20 protein-coding genes are annotated in these 16872 nt (G+C 71.1%); 9 read left to right on the plus strand and 11 right to left on the minus strand.

Annotated elements, in window-relative coordinates:
* Positions 1–24: 24 nt before the first annotated feature.
* On the plus strand, positions 25–978 hold the full coding sequence (locus ABZ887_RS48015) for a LysR family transcriptional regulator (RefSeq protein ID WP_361305471.1): 954 nt from the start codon (positions 25–27) through the stop codon (positions 976–978).
* An 87-nt stretch (positions 979–1065) separates the two neighbouring features.
* Here ABZ887_RS48015 and ABZ887_RS48020 read toward each other — a convergent pair whose 3' ends face one another.
* Complete coding sequence (locus ABZ887_RS48020; RefSeq protein ID WP_361305473.1) at positions 1066–1827, minus strand: alpha/beta hydrolase; 762 nt, start codon at positions 1825–1827, stop codon at positions 1066–1068.
* A gap of 123 nt (positions 1828–1950) precedes the next feature.
* On the opposite strand from ABZ887_RS48020, the gene ABZ887_RS48025 reads away from it, so the two are divergent.
* Both ABZ887_RS48025 and ABZ887_RS48030 read left to right on the plus strand, forming a co-directional pair.
* Positions 1951–3108, plus strand: coding sequence for an adenosine deaminase (locus ABZ887_RS48025; RefSeq protein ID WP_361305475.1), 1158 nt, complete (start codon positions 1951–1953; stop codon positions 3106–3108).
* Between the two features lie 151 nt (positions 3109–3259).
* Entirely contained in the window at positions 3260–3613 is a 354-nt protein-coding gene (locus ABZ887_RS48030) for an ATP-binding protein (protein ID WP_361305477.1), read from the plus strand.
* Between the two features lie 99 nt (positions 3614–3712).
* Here the strand turns inward: ABZ887_RS48030 and ABZ887_RS48035 are convergent, their stop codons facing one another.
* From ABZ887_RS48035 to afsQ1, 5 genes are all read right to left on the minus strand, one after another.
* A complete protein-coding gene (locus tag ABZ887_RS48035; RefSeq protein WP_361305479.1) occupies positions 3713–3910 on the minus strand; it encodes a PspC domain-containing protein in 198 nt (65 codons plus the stop codon).
* 95 nt (positions 3911–4005) lie between these two features.
* Complete coding sequence (locus ABZ887_RS48040) at positions 4006–4557, minus strand: VanZ family protein (protein ID WP_361305480.1); 552 nt, start codon at positions 4555–4557, stop codon at positions 4006–4008.
* 190 nt (positions 4558–4747) lie between these two features.
* Positions 4748–5350 (minus strand): hypothetical protein, encoded by a 603-nt coding sequence (locus ABZ887_RS48045; RefSeq protein WP_361305482.1) that lies wholly within the window; start codon positions 5348–5350, stop codon positions 4748–4750.
* The gene (locus ABZ887_RS48050) at positions 5350–6906 is read right to left on the minus strand and encodes a HAMP domain-containing sensor histidine kinase (RefSeq protein WP_361305484.1); all 1557 of its coding nucleotides are present in this window, start codon (positions 6904–6906) and stop codon (positions 5350–5352) included. Before ABZ887_RS48050 ends, ABZ887_RS48045 begins: the two co-directional genes overlap by 1 nt.
* Before the next feature lie 50 nt (positions 6907–6956).
* Positions 6957–7634 carry a two-component system response regulator AfsQ1 gene (afsQ1, locus tag ABZ887_RS48055; protein WP_177232965.1) on the minus strand — a complete coding sequence of 226 codons (678 nt, stop codon included), beginning with the start codon at positions 7632–7634 and terminating at the stop codon, positions 6957–6959.
* Positions 7635–7882: 248 nt separating this feature from the next.
* On the opposite strand from afsQ1, the gene ABZ887_RS48060 reads away from it, so the two are divergent.
* Positions 7883–8620 carry a SigE family RNA polymerase sigma factor gene (locus ABZ887_RS48060; protein WP_361305486.1) on the plus strand — a complete coding sequence of 246 codons (738 nt, stop codon included), beginning with the start codon at positions 7883–7885 and terminating at the stop codon, positions 8618–8620.
* A 261-nt stretch (positions 8621–8881) separates the two neighbouring features.
* On the opposite strand, the gene ABZ887_RS48065 is transcribed toward ABZ887_RS48060, so the two are convergent.
* Entirely contained in the window at positions 8882–9520 is a 639-nt protein-coding gene (locus ABZ887_RS48065) for a uridine kinase (protein WP_361305488.1), read from the minus strand.
* A gap of 127 nt (positions 9521–9647) precedes the next feature.
* Here ABZ887_RS48065 and ABZ887_RS48070 point away from each other — a divergent pair, with 127 nt between their 5' ends.
* Complete coding sequence (locus tag ABZ887_RS48070; protein ID WP_361305490.1) at positions 9648–10052, plus strand: hypothetical protein; 405 nt, start codon at positions 9648–9650, stop codon at positions 10050–10052.
* A gap of 77 nt (positions 10053–10129) precedes the next feature.
* On the opposite strand, the gene ABZ887_RS48075 is transcribed toward ABZ887_RS48070, so the two are convergent.
* The 3 genes from ABZ887_RS48075 to deoC are packed head-to-tail and all read right to left on the minus strand — an operon-like array spanning position 10130 to position 13429.
* Entirely contained in the window at positions 10130–11029 is a 900-nt protein-coding gene (locus tag ABZ887_RS48075) for an aldehyde dehydrogenase family protein (RefSeq protein ID WP_361305492.1), read from the minus strand.
* Positions 11022–12458, minus strand: coding sequence for an aldehyde dehydrogenase family protein (locus ABZ887_RS48080; RefSeq protein ID WP_361305494.1), 1437 nt, complete (start codon positions 12456–12458; stop codon positions 11022–11024). Before ABZ887_RS48080 ends, ABZ887_RS48075 begins: the two co-directional genes overlap by 8 nt.
* A gap of 20 nt (positions 12459–12478) precedes the next feature.
* Positions 12479–13429, minus strand: coding sequence for a deoxyribose-phosphate aldolase (deoC, locus tag ABZ887_RS48085; RefSeq protein ID WP_361305510.1), 951 nt, complete (start codon positions 13427–13429; stop codon positions 12479–12481).
* A 191-nt stretch (positions 13430–13620) separates the two neighbouring features.
* Here deoC and ABZ887_RS48090 point away from each other — a divergent pair, with 191 nt between their 5' ends.
* Entirely contained in the window at positions 13621–14304 is a 684-nt protein-coding gene (locus ABZ887_RS48090) for a PH domain-containing protein (protein ID WP_361305496.1), read from the plus strand.
* Positions 14305–14534: 230 nt separating this feature from the next.
* Here ABZ887_RS48090 and ABZ887_RS48095 read toward each other — a convergent pair whose 3' ends face one another.
* Positions 14535–14993: an Lrp/AsnC family transcriptional regulator gene (locus ABZ887_RS48095; protein ID WP_361305498.1), complete on the minus strand. Its 459-nt coding sequence runs from the start codon at positions 14991–14993 to the stop codon at positions 14535–14537.
* A gap of 62 nt (positions 14994–15055) precedes the next feature.
* On the opposite strand from ABZ887_RS48095, the gene ABZ887_RS48100 reads away from it, so the two are divergent.
* The 3 genes from ABZ887_RS48100 to ABZ887_RS48110 all read left to right on the plus strand — a co-directional run bounded on the left by ABZ887_RS48100 (position 15056) and on the right by ABZ887_RS48110 (position 16822).
* The gene (locus tag ABZ887_RS48100) at positions 15056–15769 is read left to right on the plus strand and encodes an AzlC family ABC transporter permease (protein WP_361305500.1); all 714 of its coding nucleotides are present in this window, start codon (positions 15056–15058) and stop codon (positions 15767–15769) included.
* A complete protein-coding gene (locus ABZ887_RS48105; RefSeq protein WP_361305502.1) occupies positions 15762–16091 on the plus strand; it encodes an AzlD domain-containing protein in 330 nt (109 codons plus the stop codon). The genes ABZ887_RS48100 and ABZ887_RS48105 overlap by 8 nt, the downstream gene beginning before the upstream one ends.
* Before the next feature lie 62 nt (positions 16092–16153).
* A complete protein-coding gene (locus ABZ887_RS48110; RefSeq protein ID WP_361305512.1) occupies positions 16154–16822 on the plus strand; it encodes a TetR/AcrR family transcriptional regulator in 669 nt (222 codons plus the stop codon).
* The last annotated feature ends 50 nt before the right edge of the window (positions 16823–16872 follow it).

The raw sequence follows: 16872 nt of genomic DNA on the forward strand, positions 1-16872 counted from the left end.
CATGGAAACGCCATAATCGTTCCCATGGAGCATCAGCAGAGGTCAGCGGAGCGCCTGTCACCGTACAGTGACAGAGAAGACATGACGATGTTGCTCGCGCCCCGCCTCGCGTACTTCGCCGGAGTGGCCCGCACCGAGCATGTGACCAGGGCCGCCCAGGAGCTCGACGTCCCCCAGTCCACCCTCTCCCGCGCCATGGTCCGCCTGGAACAGGACCTGGGCGTCGACCTCTTCACCCGGCACGGCCGCACCCTCTCCCTCACCCCCGCCGGCCGTACCTTCCTCACCTCGGTCGAGCGCGCCCTCGCCGAGGTACGGCGCGCCGCCGACGAGGTACGCGCCGACGCCGACCCCACGACGGGCAAGGTCGCCTTCGGTTTCCTGCACACCATGGGCGCGGAGACCGTACCCGGCCTCCTCCAGGCATTCCGCGTCGACCATCCCCGCATCCGCTTCAGCCTCGTCCAGAACTACGGCGAGGCGATGATCGAGAAGCTGCGGGCGGGCGAGCTCGACCTGTGCCTGACCTCCCCGATGCCGGACGCCCCGGACCTGGCCGCCCGCCGCCTCGACGAACAGAAGCTGCGGCTGGTGGTGCCCGCGGACCACGCGCTGGCGTCCCGTAAGCGCATCCGCCTCGCCGAGGCGGCCGACGAGACCTTCGTGACCCTGGAGCCGGGCTACGGCCTGCGCCGCATCACGGACGACCTGTGCAAGGAGGCGGGTTTCCGGCCGCGAATCGCCTTCGAGGGAGAGGAGGCGGAGACGTTGAGGGGCCTGGTCGCGGCCGGACTGGGGGTCGCGCTGCTCCCGCCACCCGCCTTCCCCCGCCCGGGAGTCGTCGAACTCACGGTCACGGCCCCGAGAGCGGCGAGAGAAATCGGCGTGGCCTGGCTGGAGGGCCACCCGGACACACCCCCGGTGGCCGCCTTCAAGCGTTTCCTGCTGTCGAGAAGGGGCAACTTGCTCCCCACCTAGCCACAACGCGCCCCGTCAGGGGCGCGGGGAACTGCGCGAGCAACCACGACGCACCCGCGGCCCGGCTGCAACCGCACCCCCCACCCCCTACCGTCTCAACGACTTGCCGAACCCCGCGGCCAACGGCATCCGCAACCCGATCGGCGGCGGCGCCGCCAACGCGTCCTCCACCGGCCGCGACACCGCCCGCCCGTACAGCGCCCCCATGACGAAGTCCGAGGCGAGAGCGAGGACCTCGTCCCGGTGCTGATGCAGCCCATGCCCGTCCGAGTGCACCTCGAACCGGCACACCTCCCGATTCGCCTTCTTCGCCCGCGCCGCCAGCCGGAACGACAGCTCCGGGTCGGTCCGTTCGTCGTTCGTGCCGTGCACGATCAGCACCCGCCGCCCCACCAGCTGGCGAACCGGTTCCTCGGGCACCGCCACGTCCGCCTCGGGCAGCCAGGGGGCGATGGAGACGACGGAGTTGACCGCCTCGTGGCCGCCCGCGTGCAGCGCGGCCCGGCCGCCCATCCCCACGCCGAGCAGGCACACCGGCACATCGCCGTACCGTCGTACCACCTCGTCCGCCGCCCAGCCGGCGTCCCCCGCGAGATGCGCCTCGTTGCCGTTCCAGCCGCGGTAGCGGTAGTGGACGACGTGCGCGGCCAGCCCCTCGTCCCTGCCGTCCCGGGCGAGTCGGCGGCCGAGCGCGCGGACGAAGGCCGTCGCCCATACGAGGGATGGCTTGCGCGCGGAGACCTCCTCCCCGCCGGGGAGGAGCAGGACCGCCCCGGTCGCCGTCGTCGGTTCCTGACCGACTGGCCTGCTCAGGCTGGCCGTTCTGGCCGGCGTCGCTTGCTGTGCCATGACAGAACAGTGTCAGAAGAGGTGGTGTACGCGACCCGTCCGTGCGGTCACCATTGCGTATCGACGGAAACGGGAATCTCCGAGTACCAGGCGATCTACGCGCGTAGGAGTTACAGTGCGGAAATGACGAGCCAGAGCACCGCGAACACCCCGACGCCGGACCAGATCCGCCGGGCGCCGAAGGTTCTGCTGCACGACCACCTCGACGGCGGCCTGCGTCCGGGCACCGTCGCCGACCTCGCTCGGGAGACCGGGTACGCCGGCCTCCCCGAGACCGACCCGGACAAGCTCGGCATCTGGTTCCGCGAGGCCGCCGACTCCGGTTCGCTGGAGCGGTACCTGGAGACCTTCTCGCACACCGTCGGTGTCATGCAGACCCGGGACGCCCTCGTCCGGGTCGCCCGCGAGTGCGCCGAGGACCTGGCCGAGGACGGCGTCGTCTACGCCGAGGTGCGGTACGCCCCCGAGCAGCACCTGGAGCAGGGCCTCTCCCTCGAAGAGGTCGTCGAGGCCGTCAACGAGGGGTTCCGGCAGGGCGAGGCCGTCGCCCGCGAGAACGGCCGGCGGATCCGGGTCGGCGCCCTGCTCACCGCCATGCGGCACGCGGCCCGCTCCCTGGAGATCGCCGAGCTCGCCAACCGCTACCGGGACCTTGGGGTGGCCGGCTTCGACATCGCGGGGGCCGAGGCGGGCTACCCGCCCACCCGGCACCTCGACGCCTTCGAGTACCTCAAGCGGGAGAACAACCACTTCACCATCCACGCCGGCGAGGCCTTCGGGCTGCCGTCCATCTGGCAGGCGCTCCAGTGGTGCGGCGCCGACCGGCTCGGGCACGGGGTGCGGATCATCGACGACATCCAGGTCCGCGAGGACGGCACGGTCGAGCTCGGCCGGCTGGCGTCGTACGTCCGCGACAAGCGGATCCCGCTGGAGCTGTGCCCCAGCTCCAACCTCCAGACCGGGGCCGCCGACTCCTACGCCGGGCACCCGATCGGGCTGCTGCGCCGGCTGCACTTCCGGGCCACCGTGAACACCGACAACCGGCTGATGTCCGGGACCAGCATGACCCGCGAATTCGAGCACCTCGTCGAGGCGTTCGGTTACACGCTCGACGACCTGCAGTGGTTCTCCGTCAATGCGATGAAATCAGCGTTCATTCCTTTCGATGAACGCCTCGCCATGATCAATGACGTCGTCAAGCCCGGTTATGCGGAGCTGAAATCCGAATGGCTGTTCCGGCAGACCGCCTCCACCAGCGGTTCTGTCGATCCGGAGGGCTGATCGGGTATCCGGGTGGGGAACGGAATGCGGACGGGCCTTCACTATCCGTCCGCATTTCGGTGTTTGCGGCGGGCGGCCCGGCATGTTTACGGTCGTGGACCGCTCAGCGCGTTATCGATCCCCGTCACCGCATTCCAAGGACGCATTAACGATGAAGCAGTCTGCTGCCAAGACCCTCGGTGTCGCCGCCCTCGGTGCCGCCTTCGCCGCCGTCGGCGCGGGCGCGGCCAACGCCGCCCCGGCCGTTCCGGACGCCCCCCAGGCCCTGGACACCGTCACCAAGACGCTGCCGGCCGAGAACGTCGCCAAGGCCCTGCCGGGCGCCGGTGGGGCCCTCGCGCAGGGACAGACCGCCCTGGGTGCCGGCCTGACCGCCGTCCAGCCCGCCGTCCAGCAGGTCCTCGCCGACGGCCCGACCAAGCCCGTCGCCGGCCTCCTCGGCGGACTGCCGCTCCAGGGCCTGCCCACGCACGGCCTGCCGATCAACGGGATTCCGCTCGGCTGACCTCTCCCCAGCCGACCGGCAACGCCGTTGGGGCGCCCCGGTGTCTACCGGGGCGCCCCAACGGCGTTGCCGTACAGGTCGTACAAGGGGATCACCGGATTACCAGGCGGCGGCCTTCTCCTCCGAGGGGAGGAGGATCCACAGCGCGATGTAGAGCAGGAACTGCGGGCCCGGCAGCAGGCAGGACAGCAGGAAGATCACCCGCATCGTCGTCGCGGAGGTGCCGAAGCGCCGGGCCAGCGCGGCGCACACTCCGCCGATCATGCGGCCATGGGTGGGGCGGGCGAGGCGGGACATCTGCGGCTCCTTCGTGAGCGTCCGGTGCGAGGCGGCCCTTCCGGCCCCTCGTCTGCCCTCAACGCTACGGAGACGAACCGGGTCGAAGCGTCGCTCTACGGGGCGATCCCGACCCTGGGAATCGTCGGGGTAAGACCCTGAGCCGCTTCCTCCTGGGGGAGGGCGGCGGGCCGCCGCCGCTCACCCCGCCGACGGAGCCGGGAGCGGGCCGCCGGAACCACCGCCAGATGCGCGACGACGACGCCGGCCGTGTTGAGGAGTATCGAGTCGACATCCACCACACGGCCGGGCACTCCGGTCTGCAGCAGGGCTATGCCCAGCGAGATCATGGCGCCCGCGGCGGCCGAACTGATCAGCGAGGCGAGCGGGGAGACCCGGAGCTTCCCGTGGGTCATCGGCAGCAGCACACCGAGCGGGGCGAGCAGCGCGAGGCCCTCACCGATCCGGTGGGCCGCCTCGCGCCAGCCCAGCGCCAGGTCGGCGCGGATACCGGCGAAAGGGTGCAGGTTGGCGGGCATCACCCAGGGCACGTCCAGCGGCCGCAGCATCAGCCAGGCGACGAACACGAGGTGTGCGACAAGGAGGACACCCCCTGCCACACGGACGCGGATCGCGGCGCTGCCGCCGATGGAGCCTGGACGCTGCACGCCCCCCAAGACGCCCCCGTGCACACGATCGGTTCCGGATACGGGAGTGAGGCCTCAAACACACGCCCCAGGGAGAGCGCCCCGTGGAACGCGCCCCTTTAGGGGCGCGGGGAACTGCGCGACCAGCCCCCACCGGCCCGCGCTCGCCGCACGATCTGTCCCGGCACCCCCTAAGGCGCCCCGGCGCCCCTCACCCGGAAGCCACCTCAGTGGACGGGGGCCGGCTGCCACTCGGAGCATTCCGCACCGCGTCCGTGCACTCGTACCGCCGCAACGGCTCCGTCCCCGGCCCGCCCAGGATCACCGACCCGTCCCCCTCCGCGGCCGCCGAGTCGGACAGCGTGCACACGATCTGGGCGAGCGCGTACGACGTCAGCTGCGGCGGCGACGTACTCAGCCGCAGCGTGTCGTCGGGATCCCCGGCCCGGGGTCCCCAGACGCTCATCCCGCCCCGCACGTACGTCGAGTAACCGGCCTCCTTCTCGGCGGCCGACGGCGTCTCGGCGAGCTGGTCGAGCAGCCCCTGGGCGACTGTCACCCGCCGCTTGGCGTCCGCCGAGCCGTCGGGGACGCGCACCTCACGGTCGACGGTCACCAGCGAGGAACCGCACAGCAGGAACACCTGCACCGGCACCCCGCGCTCGCTCTGCGCCGGCAGATCCGGCTGGGTCATCGAGCACGGCACCCGCGAGGGCGCCCCGCCGAAGTCGGTCGGCACCTCGGTGGCCCGGATCCCGCACCCGGAGAGCACGAGCGCCAGCCCGGCCACGGCCAGGAGTCTTCGTACGTGCATCAGGCGCCCTTCTCCCCGGAATCCCCGGCATCCCCGATGCCCCCGGCATCCCCGATGCCCCCGGCATCGCCGGTGTCCTTGCTCTCCTCCGTCAGCCGCGAGGCGTCCCGGGGCAGCCGGAGCGTGAACACCGCACCGCCCTCCGGGGAGTTCGCCGCGGTGATCGAGCCGCCGTGGATGCGGGCGTTCTCCGTCGCGATCGACAGGCCCAGCCCGCTGCCCTCGGAACGCGGCCGGGAGGCGCTGGCCTTGTAGAACCGGTCGAAGACATGCGGGAGCACGTCCTCCGGGATACCCGGACCGTGGTCCCGTACGGCGACGACCAGATCGTCCCCCTCGATCCGCACCGAAACCCGCACCGGCGACCCGCCGTGCTTGAGCGCGTTGCCGATCAGGTTGGCGAGGATGACGTCGAGACGGCGCGGGTCGAGGCGGGCGTGGATGCCGCGCTCGGCGTCCAGATCCACCGCGTCCAGCCAGGCGCGGGCGTCGATGCAGGCGGTGATCTGGTCGGCGATGTCGACGTCGTCGAGGACCAGCCGGGCCGTACCGGCGTCGAAGCGGGTGACCTCCATCAGGTTCTCGACGAGGTCGTTGAGGCGGCGCGTCTCGCTGACGACCAGCCGGACGGCGGGCTCGATCATCGGGTCCATCGACCCCGACTCCGCCTCCAGCTCCTCCTCCAGGATCTCCGTGACGGCGGTGATCGCGGTGAGCGGGGTGCGCAGCTCGTGGCTCATGTCCGCGACGAACCGGCGGGACGCGTCGTCCCGCGCGGCCATGTCGTCGACCCGTTTCTCCAGCGCCTCGGCCGCGTCGTTGAACGTCCGTGACAGATCGGCGAGTTCGTCCGTACCCGACACCCGCAGCCGGGTGTCCAGCCTGCCCTCGCCGAGCCGCCGCGCGGCGACTCCCAGCCGGTGCACCGGCTTCAGCACGGTCGTGGCGGCGGCCTGCGCCAGCAGCGCCGAACCGATGAGGGCGAGCCCCGTGGCGATCCCCAGCGACCACGCCAGCGAGTTGAGGTCCTTCGCCTCCGGCTCCAGGGACTTCATCATGTAACCGGTCGGGCCGCCCCCGATCAGCCGCGTCCCGGCGACGAGATACGGCGTGCCGTGGTCGACGACCCGCTGCCAGTACAGGTGGTACGCCGACTCGTTGGAGTCGGTCACCTTCTGCTGCTTGTCGACGGCCTTGCGCAGCGAGGTCGGCACGTCGTCGAGCGCGAACGCACTGAGCCCGTCCGAACTGCCGTACACCGCCTTGCCATTGGTGTCCTGGCCGACCAGCAGCACACTGAACCGCTGGCTGCTGTTGGCCATCTGCCCGGCCGTGCGCTGCAGTTCGTCCTGCGTCGGGTGCACGGGCAGCGCACCGGCCCGGTTCTGCATCTCCTGCTGGAAGTCGCGCAGCACCGCGTCCTGGGTACGGGTGAGCACGGCCTCGCGGTTGAGCCAGTACGCGATGCCGGACGCGGACACGGCGGCGGTCAGCGCGACGAGCCCGAAGACGACGACGAGCCGCAGCCGCAGACTGGTGAAGCGCAGCCGGGACATGGCTCCCTTGCGATCCGCGGCCCAGCCGCGGAAACCCCCCTGCACGTCCGTCACTGAGGGGCGTCCAGGCGGTAGCCGACACCACGCACGGTACGGATCAGGGTCGGGGACGAGGGCACGTCCTCCACCTTGGCGCGCAGCCGCTGCACACACGCGTCCACCAGCCGGGAGTCGCCGAGGTAGTCGTGCTCCCAGACCAGCCGCAGCAACTGCTGCCGGGACAGCGCCTGTCCCGGCCGCCGGCTCAGCTCCAGCAGCAGCCGCAGCTCGGTCGGCGTCAGCTGGAGGTCCTCGCCGTTCTTCGTCACGGTCATCGCACTGCGGTCGATGACGACGTTGCCGAAGGTCGCCGAGTCGGTGGACTCCCGCTCCCCGCGCCGCAGCACGGCCCGGATCCGGGCGTCGAGCACCCGCCCCTGGACGGGCTTGACGACATAGTCGTCCGCACCGGACTCCAGGCCCACGACCACGTCGATGTCGTCGCTGCGCGCGGTCAGCAGAATGATCGGCAACTGGTCCGTGCGCCGGATCCGCCGGCACACCTCGAACCCGTCGATGCCGGGCAGCATGACATCGAGGACGATCAGATCGGGCCGCTGCTCACGCAACAGCTTCAGACCGTCCTCACCGGTCGCAGCGGTGGCCACCCGGTGTCCCTGGCGCGTCAGAGAGAGCTCCAGGGCCGTACGGATGGCGTCGTCGTCCTCGATCAGCAACAGGGAAGGCACGGGCTCATTCTGGCCCATGCAGGGCCCGTCGTACGACCTGTGCGGCTCGCAGCTCCCCGCAAACCTCTGTAGCGCCACCACCTGTGTACGTCCTGTGGACTCTCCGTGCCGGACCCCTGTGACAGGTCTGTGACAGTCGGCGGATACGGCCGTGAAGGTGGCCCGGCAGAGTTCTCGGCACAGGCAACCGCCCAGGCGGACCGCCTGGGCAGGCCGAACTACCGGAAGTCCACGACGGGGGGCGCGAGATGAACACGCTGATCAGCCACAGCACCAGCGCAGTGATCACGCGTCTGCACGACGTGCACCGGGGTTCCGAGAAGTCCGGTGCCGTGAGCGGGCGGGGGTGCGCTCGCGGCACCGGGCGTCAGCACACCGGCTACATGACGGTGGTTGACAGCTTCACGGGGGAGGCACACGGGGGATCCGCGTACGGGGAGGACACGGGGGAGCGCCGCTCGCTGACGGAGGCGGAGTTCACCGCCTACGTCCAGGAGCGCCGCGCCTCCCTGTACGCGACCGCCTACCACCTGACCGGTGACCGCTACGAGGCCGAGGACCTGCTGCAGAGCGCGCTGTTCTCGACGTACCGGGCATGGGACCGGATCAGCGACAAGGCGGCGGTCGGCGGATACCTCCGCCGCACCATGACCAACCTGCACATCAGCGCCTGGCGGCGCCGCAAGCTCAACGAGTACCCGACCGAGGAACTGCCGGAGACGCCCGGCGACACGGACGCGATGAGCGGCACCGAGCTGCGCGCGGTCCTGTGGCAGGCGCTCGCCCGGCTCCCCGAACTCCAGCGCACCATGCTGGTCCTGCGCTACTACGAGGGCCGCACGGACCCGGAGATCGCGGAGATCCTCGACATCAGTGTCGGCACGGTGAAGTCCAGCATCTGGCGGTCGCTCCGCCGGCTGCGCGAGGACGAGGTCCTCAGCTTCGGCCGTGACGAGGAGAACGCCTTCGGGGAGCTTGTCGCCTGAGGGTATGGGGATCCGGGGGGATCCTGACGGGGGAAACCGGGGGAACGGGGGACCTGGGGGAGGGTCCGGGGGGACCCACGGGGAACACGGGGGAAAGCGGGTCCGGGGGGGACCTGGGGGGAAGCACGGGGGAGCTCCGCCACGGGGGACACGGGGGTGTTCGGCGGAGCGACGGGGGAAGCGGGACTGGAGGGCCGGGGGGTCCATCCAGTCCCGCTTTTTTTGTTCGATACGACGGTCGGGTTCTGTCCCCTACGGGAGTCAGGCCGCCGGTGTCCGGTCCCGGGTCTGCCGGCCCACCGCGGCCGCCGCCATCCGGCCCAGCGCCTCGTCCCGGTCGCACGGGTGTGCGCCCAGCGACACCTGGCGGGCCACGATCGTGCGCTCCGCCCGCATCAGCCGCCAGCCGCGCCGCAGCAGGAACGGCACCGACTTGCGGCCCTCCCTGAGATCGCGCAGGAAACGGCGCCGGAACGTCTTCACCGGGCCCCGGCTGAGGCAGAGCGCATCGGCCAGGAGGCCCAGTTCGCGGCAGCGGTCCACGATCTCGGCGGCGAAGACGCCCTCGGCGATGAACACGGGGGTGCGGCCGATGTCCAGCGTCTCGGCGCCGGTGCGGGCGCTCAGTGCTATGTCATATACCGGTACGGGCGCCGCCCCCGTGGCGCACAGCCGCCCGATGGCCTCGACCGCGACCTCCGAGTCCCAGGACTCCGGGTGGTCCCAGTCGATGTCCGAACTCCCCGCCACCAACGGCAGAGTCGGATCGTCGCCCTCCTTGTAGAAGTCGTCGAGGCGCAGGACGGGGAGCCCGGAACGGGCGGCGACCAGTGACTTGCCCGAGCCCGAGGGGCCGCACAGCAGCACGACGCGGGCGGGAGACGGGGGATGAATGCTCACGGAACACCAGTTTGACGTATGGGGAGCCTCCTGCCGACCCCGCGGGTCGGCTTTGGAGCGTGAGTCACACCTCAACTACCCTGTGTGCCGACCTGATTACCCTGCGCACCAGAAGGTGGCACCAGCGATGTCCCGACACGCGTCCTCCCCGACCCCGACCGCTCGGCGCGCCCTGGCCGCCCTCGCCACGGCAGGTGTGGCGCTCGGCGCGGGCGCCGCGACGGCCGCCGCGGACACCCAGCCCGTGCTGGACGTGGTCCGCACCCGGCCCACCTCGCTCGGCCAGATCGACCCGCAGGCGGGCATGCAGGCGCTGGGCGGCGTACTGCCGTACGTCACCGGCCCGGTGACGGGCCTGAAGCCCAACCCGCTCGCGGGCACGGGTGTCGACCCGCTGGACAACGGGGTGGGGACGCAGCTGGCCGACTTCAAGCCGCTGACGTCGAAGATGCTGACGGGGCCGCTGGCACAGGCCCCGTCGATCGGCTCGCTTCCGGTGGTGGGGCAGCTGCTGGGGAGTGTGGGGCACTGAGCCCGGTGGGGAACTGCGGGTCCGTGGGGGCTGGTCGCGCAGTTCCCCGCGCCCCCTGCGGGGCGCTCCGGTGCGCCTCAGTACGAAGAGCCGGACGCGCCCAGCGAACCCGTCGGGTGCCAGACCGTCTTCGTCTCCAGGAACGCCGTCAGGCGGTCGAGACCCGGTGTCGCCGTCCAGTCGTCCACAGGCTGTGGACGCAGGACGCGCTTCAGGTTGTCGGCCGCCGAGATCTCCAGCTCCTTCGCCAGCACCTCGTCGGCGCCCGCGAGGTCGATCGCGTTGACGTCCTGGTGGGCGGCGAGGGGGGCGGCGATCTCCGCCGTACGGCCGGACAGCACGTTGACGACTCCACCCGGCACGTCGGACGTCGCGAGCACCTCGGCGAGGGACAGGGCCGGGAGCGGCGCCTTCTCGCTCGCGACGACGACGGCCGTGTTGCCGGTGGCGATCACGGGCGCGACCACCGACACCAGGCCCAGGAACGACGACTCCTGGGGGGCGACGACCGCCACCACGCCCGTCGGCTCCGGCGACGAGAGGTTGAAGAACGGGCCCGCGACCGGGTTGCCGCCGCCGACCACCTGGGCGATCTTGTCGGTCCAGCCCGCGTACCAGACCCAGCGGTCGATCGTCGCGTCCACGACCGCGGCGGCCTTGGACTTGCCCATGCCCTCGGCGTCCGCGACCTCGCGCACGAACTGGTCCCGGCGGCCCTCCAGCATCTCCGCGACGCGGTAGAGGACCTGGCCGCGGTTGTAGGCCGTGGCCCCCGCCCAGCCGCCGAACGCCTTGCGCGCGGCCACGACCGCGTCCCGGGCGTCCTTGCGGCTGGACTGCGGTGCGTTGGCCAGCCAGTTGCCCTTGGAGTCGGTCACCTCGTACACCCGGCCGCTCTCGGAACGCGGGAACTTCCCGCCGACGTACAGCTTGTAGGTCTTGAAGACGCTCAGACGGTCACTGCTGCGATCAGACATCGAGGTACGCCTCCAGGCCGTGGCGACCGCCCTCGCGGCCGAAGCCCGACTCCTTGTAACCGCCGAACGGCGAGGTCGGGTCGAACTTGTTGAACGTGTTGGACCAGACGACGCCGGCGCGCAGCTTGTTCGCGACCGCCAGGATCCTCGACCCCTTCTCGGTCCAGATGCCGGCGGAGAGGCCGTACTGCGTGTTGTTCGCCTTGGCGACGGCTTCGTCCGGGGTGCGGAAGGTCAGGACCGACAGGACCGGGCCGAAGATCTCGTCGCGGGCGATGGTGTGCGCCTGGGTGACGTTCGTGAAAAGCGTCGGGGCGAACCAGTAGCCGGCGGACGGGAGTTCGCAGGCGGGGGACCAGCGCTCGGCGCCCTCGGCCTCGCCCTGGTCGGCGAGGGTGGTGATACGGGTCAGCTGCTCGGCGGAGTTGATCGCACCGATGTCCGTGTTCTTGTCCAGCGGGTCGCCGAGGCGGAGGGTGGACAGGCGGCGCTTCAGGGAGTCCAGCAGCTCGTCGTGGATCGACTCCTGGACGAGGAGGCGGGAGCCCGCGCAGCAGACCTGCCCCTGGTTGAAGAAGATCCCGGTGACGATCCCCTCCACGGCCTGGTCGATCGGGGCGTCGTCGAAGACGATGTTGGCGCCCTTGCCGCCCAGTTCGAGGGTGAGCTTCTTGCGGGTGCCCGCGACCGTGCGCGCGATCTCCTTGCCGACGGCGGTGGAGCCGGTGAAGGCGACCTTGTTGACGTCGGGGTGCGCGACGAGCGCGGCGCCCGCGTCGCCGTAGCCGGGGAGGATGTTGACGACGCCCTTGGGCAGGCCCGCCTGGCGGCAGATGTCCGCGAAGAAGAGCGCGGAGAGGGGGGTCGTCTCGGCGGGCTTGAGGACGACGGTGTTGCCGGTGGCGAGCGCGGGAGCGATCTTCCACGCCAGCATGAGGAGGGGGAAGTTCCAGGGAATGACCTGGCCCGCCACGCCGAGCGGCCGCGGGTCGGCGCCGTAGCCCGCGTGGTCGAGCTTGTCGGCCCAGCCCGCGTAGTAGAAGAAGTGCGCGGCGACCAGGGGCAGGTCGGCGTCGCGCGTCTCCTTGATCGGCTTGCCGTTGTCCAGCGTCTCCAGGACGGCCAGCTCGCGGCTGCGCTCCTGGATGATGCGGGCGATGCGGAAGAGGTACTTGGCGCGCTCGGAGCCCGGCAGCGCGGACCACTTCTCGAAGGCCTTGCGGGCGGCCTTCACGGCCCGCTCGACGTCCGCCTCACCGGCCTGGGCGACCTCGGACAGCACCTCCTCGGTGCTCGGGCTGACGGTCTTGAAGACCTTGCCGTCGGCGGCCTCCGTGAACTCGCCGTCGATGAAGAGGCCGTAGGAGGGGGCGATGTCGACGACGGAGCGGGACTCGGGCGCCGGTGCGTACTCGAATGCGGTGGTCATCTTTTCCTTGGCCATGGTGATCAGTCCACCGTCACGTAGTCGGGGCCGGAGTAACGGCCGGTGGCCAGCTTCTGACGCTGCATGAGCAGGTCGTTCAGGAGCGAGGAGGCGCCGAAGCGGAACCAGTGGTTGTCCAGCCAGTCCGCGCCGGCGGTCTCGTTCACCAGGACGAGGAACTTGATCGCGTCCTTGCTGGTCCGGATGCCGCCGGCGGGCTTGACGCCGACCTGGACGCCGGTCTGCGCCCGGAAGTCGCGCACGGCCTCCAGCATGAGGAGGGTGTTCGCCGGGGTGGCGTTGACGGCGACCTTGCCCGTCGACGTCTTGATGAAGTCGGCGCCCGCGAGCATGCCCAGCCAGGACGCCCGCCGGATGTTGTCGTACGTCGACAGCTCGCCGGTCTCGAAGATGACCTTCAGGCGGGCGGCGCCCGAGGCCTCCTTCACGGCGACGATCTCCTCGTACACCTTGCCGTAGTTCCCCGCGAGGAACGCGCCCCGGTCGATGACCATGTCGATCTCGTCGGCACCGGCGGTCACGGCGTCGCGTACGTCGGCGAGCTTGACGTCGAGTGCGGCGCGGCCGGCCGGGAAGGCGGTGGCGACGGACGCGACCTTGACGGACGAGCCGGCGACGGCCTCCTTGGCGACGGCCACCATGTCGGGGTAGACGCAGACGGCGGCCGTGGCCGGCGTCGTCCGGTCCGTCGGGTCCGGGTGGACCGCCTTGGCGCCGAGCGCCCGGACCTTGCCCGGGGTGTCCGCGCCTTCCAGGGTCGTCAGGTCGACCATCGAGATGGCGAGGTCGATGGCGTACGCCTTCGCGGTGGTCTTGATGGAACGGGTGCCGAGCGAGGCGGCACGCGCCTCCAGGCCGACCGCGTCGACGCCGGGCAGCCCGTGAAGGAAGCGGCGCAGCGTGCTGTCGGACGCGGTGACGTCAGCAAGTGCGTGGGGTGCGGTGGTGGGCATGGTCACCAGCCGAGCATATCTACGCGCGTAGCGGCTGTACACCCCGAGGGGGCGGTTCTTCTTGAGGCGCGGGATCTGCCCTACCTCAAGGGGCGCGGGGAACTGCGCGAGCAACCCGATGCGACCCGCACTCGCGTACGGCGATCGGCCCCGAGGGCGCTGGGGCGCACGCCTGAGGCAGAATCGGCGGCATGACCACGCCCCTCGTCAAGGACCGCATCTACCGCTCGCCCCAGGCGCTGATCGGCGGCGTCCTGCTCCTCGGCATCGTCGGCTGGCTCGGCATCGACGCGCTGATCCGGGGACACGGCCGTACCCCCTGGCTGGCCCTCGCCGCGCTCATCCTCATCGTGCCGCTGGTCGTCGCCTTCACCCTGCGCCCCGCGGTGTTCGCGGGCGAGGACCGGCTGCGGGTGCGGAACCCGTTCCGGGTGATCACGCTGCCGTGGGGGGAGATCGCCTCCCTGCGCTCCGGTTACTCGAACGAGGTGATCGTCAAGTCCGGTGCGAAGTACCAGCTGTGGGCGATCCCGGTGTCCCTGCGGAACCGCAAGAAGGCGGCGCGCCGGCAGGCGAAGGCGCAGACGGCCGCACAGCGCGGGCGGCCGGGGGCGGGGGGCGCCGGGCGCGGGCTCGGCGGCTTCGGCGGGTTCGGTGCGTCCGGGGGGTTCGGGGGGCAGCTGGACTCCGAGCACGCGGCCGGGCCGGTGCGCGCGGAGACCGACAAGGTCATGGACGACCTGCGGGAGATGTTGGAGAGCAGGGGGCCGGCGGAGTCGGCGCAGGGTGAGATCACGGTGCGGTGGGCGTACGAGGTGGCTGCGCCGGCGGTGGCGGGGGCGGTGTTGCTGGCGATTCTGCTGGTGGTGGGGTAGGGCCGTGGTGGGGGTGCGGGTTGCTGGTCGGGTGCGGCCCGGTGGGGGGTGTTTGCGCAGTTCCCCGCGCCCCTGAGGTGGTGGGGGTGCGGGTGGTCCGCGGGGTGCGGGCCGGTGGGGGGTGTTTGCGCAGTTCCCCGCGCCCCTGAAGTGGTGGGGGTGCGGGTGGTCCGCGGGGTGCGGGTCGGTGGGGGTGTTTGCGCGGTTCCTCGCCCCTGGGGTGGTGGGGGTCAGTCGTCGGTCTTGATCTTCTTCATCGTCAGGTGGGACTCGACGCGCAGGATGCCGGGGAGGCCGGTGAGTTTGCCGGTGAGGAAGGTGTTGTACGCCGCGTCGTCGGCGACGGCGACGCGGAGGAAGTAGTCGGGGCGCCCGTACATCCGGCGGAACTCGATGACCTCGTCGTAGGAGGAGAGCGTCTCCTCCAGGGTCTCGATGGTTCTGAGGTCGTTCGCGGAGACCTCGATGTCGATCATGACTTCCAGGCCCCGGCCGACGGCCTTCGGGTCGATCACGGCGCGGTAGCCGGTGATGACCCCGGAGTCCTCCAGCCGCTTCAGCCGGCGCAGGCACGGCGGCGGGGTGAGGCCGACCCGCTTGGCCAGCTCGACGTTGGTCAGGCGGCCGTCCTGGCGCAGGTGAAACAAAATTTCCCGGTCGATGGCATCCAGGTGCATTTCATTTCCCATACCATCAGCTTACGGGAATTATTGGAAACCATATGTGGCGACAATCCTCCTAAAATTTCAGCATGCATACGGTTTTGGCCGCGCCGCCCTCGACCGCCACCCGGTCGGAGGCCCCCGCCGCCCTCAGGGACTCCGCCTCCGTGGGGCTCGCCCTGCTCCCGCTGGGCCTCGCCTTCGGGGTGCTCATCACCCACGCCGGCCTGCCCTGGTGGTGCGCGAGCCTGTTCACCGCCGTCATCTACGCCGGCTCGTTCGAGTTCCTGCTGGTGGGCCTGGCCGTCGCGGTCACCCCGCTGGCGACGGTCGCGCTGACCGCGTTCCTGGTCAACGTCCGGCACGTGTTCTACGCGCTGTCCTTCCCGCTCGACCGCGTGCGGGGGCCGCTCGGAAAGGCGTACGGCACGTTCGCGCTGACCGACGAGGCGTACGCCCTGACCGCCGGTGAGCGGGCCCGGTCCTGGTCCGGCGCCCGCATCCTCTGGCTGCAGTTGTTCATGCAGTCGTACTGGGTCGGCGGTGCCACCCTCGGCGCCCTGCTCGGTTCGGTGGTGCCCGACGGCGTCACCGGGCTGGACTTCGCGATGACCGCGCTGTTCGCCGTACTCGCCCTGGACGCCGTCCGGGAGCGGCGCGGCGACCTGCCCACCCCCGTCCTCGCGCTGCTCAGCGCCCTGGTCGCGCGGCTGGTCCTGCCCGGACAGATGTTGCTGGCCGCGTTCGCCCTGTTCACCGCCGCGCTGCTGGTCCGGAGCCGCAAGGAGGAGTCCCGTGCCTGACACCCGCTACCTGCTGCTGGCCGTCGGCGTCTCGGCCGCCGTCACCTGGGCGCTGCGCGCGCTGCCCTTCACCGCCCTGGCCGCGCTGCGGGCCAGCAGGACCGTGCGCTACCTGGGCGCCCGGATGCCCGCCGGTGTGATGGTCATCCTGTTCGTGTACTGCCTGCGTGACCTGCCGCTGACCGAGCCCCGCGTGACCGCGCCCCTGGCCGCGTTGGCCGTCACCGTCGGACTGCACCTGTGGCGCCGCAACGCCCTGCTGAGCATCATCGGCGGCACCGTCGTCAGCGTGGCCCTGGCCAGCGCTCTCTTCGCCGGCTGAGCCCATAGAATGGACTGCACGGTCCACTGTTCCACGGTGCGGAGGTCGGGCGGACGATGACGATGCGGGGCAAGGAACTGACGGCCAAGGGGAAGGCCACCCGGCGCCGGATCGTCGAGGGGGCCGCCGAGGTGCTGCGGGAGCAGGGGGTCGGCTCCGTGACCCTGGACGACGTCATGGCACGTACCCGCACCAGCAAGAGCCAGCTCTTCCACTACTTCCCGGACGGCAAGGACGAACTGCTGCTCGCCGTCGCGCGGTTCGAGGCGGAACAGGTGCTGGAGGACCAGCAGCCGTATCTCGGCCGCCTCGAATCCTGGGAGGACTGGGAGCGGTGGCGGGACGTGGTGATCGCCCGCTACGAGGCGCAGGGCGACACCTGTCCGCTCGGGTCGCTGTTCCTCCAGGTCGGACGGTCGACGCCGGGTGCGCGGGCGATCGTGGTCGAGCTGATGCGGCAGTGGCAGGAGAGCCTGGCGGCGGGTATTCGCGCGGTGCGGGCGAACTGCGCTCCCGGGGCCGACGTGGACGTCGACGCACGGGCCGCCGCCCTGCTCGCCGCCATCCAGGGCGGGGTGTCCATCCTCCTGTCGACAGGGCGGTCCACCCATCTGCGGGCCGCCCTCGACCAGGGGATCGCCGACCTGCGGCGCGACCTGGAGCCCGCCGGGGCGGCCGGGACAGGTCCTAGAAGGTCGATGAAGATCTTGGGTTCTGGTCCTGCCGCGTGAGCGGCGGGACCAGACTTGTCTTGTGGCGATGGGTGAGTGGGTCGGCGAGA

Source organism: Streptomyces sp. NPDC047061 (assembly GCF_040643955.1).
In the GTDB taxonomy this organism is placed as follows: domain Bacteria; phylum Actinomycetota; class Actinomycetes; order Streptomycetales; family Streptomycetaceae; genus Streptomyces.

Excerpts from the sequence above, each read along its gene's own strand:
- ABZ887_RS48090 (WP_361305496.1), top strand. The coding sequence starts at position 13,621 with ATGACCACGCCCCTCGTCAAGGACCGCATCTACCGCTCGCCCCAGGCG.
- ABZ887_RS48030 (WP_361305477.1), top strand. The coding sequence starts at position 3,260 with ATGAAGCAGTCTGCTGCCAAGACCCTCGGTGTCGCCGCCCTCGGTGCC.
- ABZ887_RS48080 (WP_361305494.1), bottom strand. The coding sequence starts at position 12,458 with ATGACCACCGCATTCGAGTACGCACCGGCGCCCGAGTCCCGCTCCGTC.
- ABZ887_RS48035 (WP_361305479.1), bottom strand. The coding sequence starts at position 3,910 with ATGTCCCGCCTCGCCCGCCCCACCCATGGCCGCATGATCGGCGGAGTG.
- ABZ887_RS48025 (WP_361305475.1), top strand. The coding sequence starts at position 1,951 with ATGACGAGCCAGAGCACCGCGAACACCCCGACGCCGGACCAGATCCGC.
- ABZ887_RS48100 (WP_361305500.1), top strand. The coding sequence starts at position 15,056 with ATGCATACGGTTTTGGCCGCGCCGCCCTCGACCGCCACCCGGTCGGAG.
- deoC (WP_361305510.1), bottom strand. The coding sequence starts at position 13,429 with ATGCCCACCACCGCACCCCACGCACTTGCTGACGTCACCGCGTCCGAC.
- ABZ887_RS48095 (WP_361305498.1), bottom strand. The coding sequence starts at position 14,993 with ATGGGAAATGAAATGCACCTGGATGCCATCGACCGGGAAATTTTGTTT.
- ABZ887_RS48020 (WP_361305473.1), bottom strand. The coding sequence starts at position 1,827 with ATGGCACAGCAAGCGACGCCGGCCAGAACGGCCAGCCTGAGCAGGCCA.
- ABZ887_RS48075 (WP_361305492.1), bottom strand. The coding sequence starts at position 11,029 with ATGTCTGATCGCAGCAGTGACCGTCTGAGCGTCTTCAAGACCTACAAG.
- ABZ887_RS48045 (WP_361305482.1), bottom strand. The coding sequence starts at position 5,350 with ATGCACGTACGAAGACTCCTGGCCGTGGCCGGGCTGGCGCTCGTGCTC.
- ABZ887_RS48015 (WP_361305471.1), top strand. The coding sequence starts at position 25 with ATGGAGCATCAGCAGAGGTCAGCGGAGCGCCTGTCACCGTACAGTGAC.
- ABZ887_RS48060 (WP_361305486.1), top strand. The coding sequence starts at position 7,883 with ATGAACACGCTGATCAGCCACAGCACCAGCGCAGTGATCACGCGTCTG.
- ABZ887_RS48050 (WP_361305484.1), bottom strand. The coding sequence starts at position 6,906 with ATGTCCCGGCTGCGCTTCACCAGTCTGCGGCTGCGGCTCGTCGTCGTC.
- ABZ887_RS48070 (WP_361305490.1), top strand. The coding sequence starts at position 9,648 with ATGTCCCGACACGCGTCCTCCCCGACCCCGACCGCTCGGCGCGCCCTG.
- ABZ887_RS48110 (WP_361305512.1), top strand. The coding sequence starts at position 16,154 with ATGCGGGGCAAGGAACTGACGGCCAAGGGGAAGGCCACCCGGCGCCGG.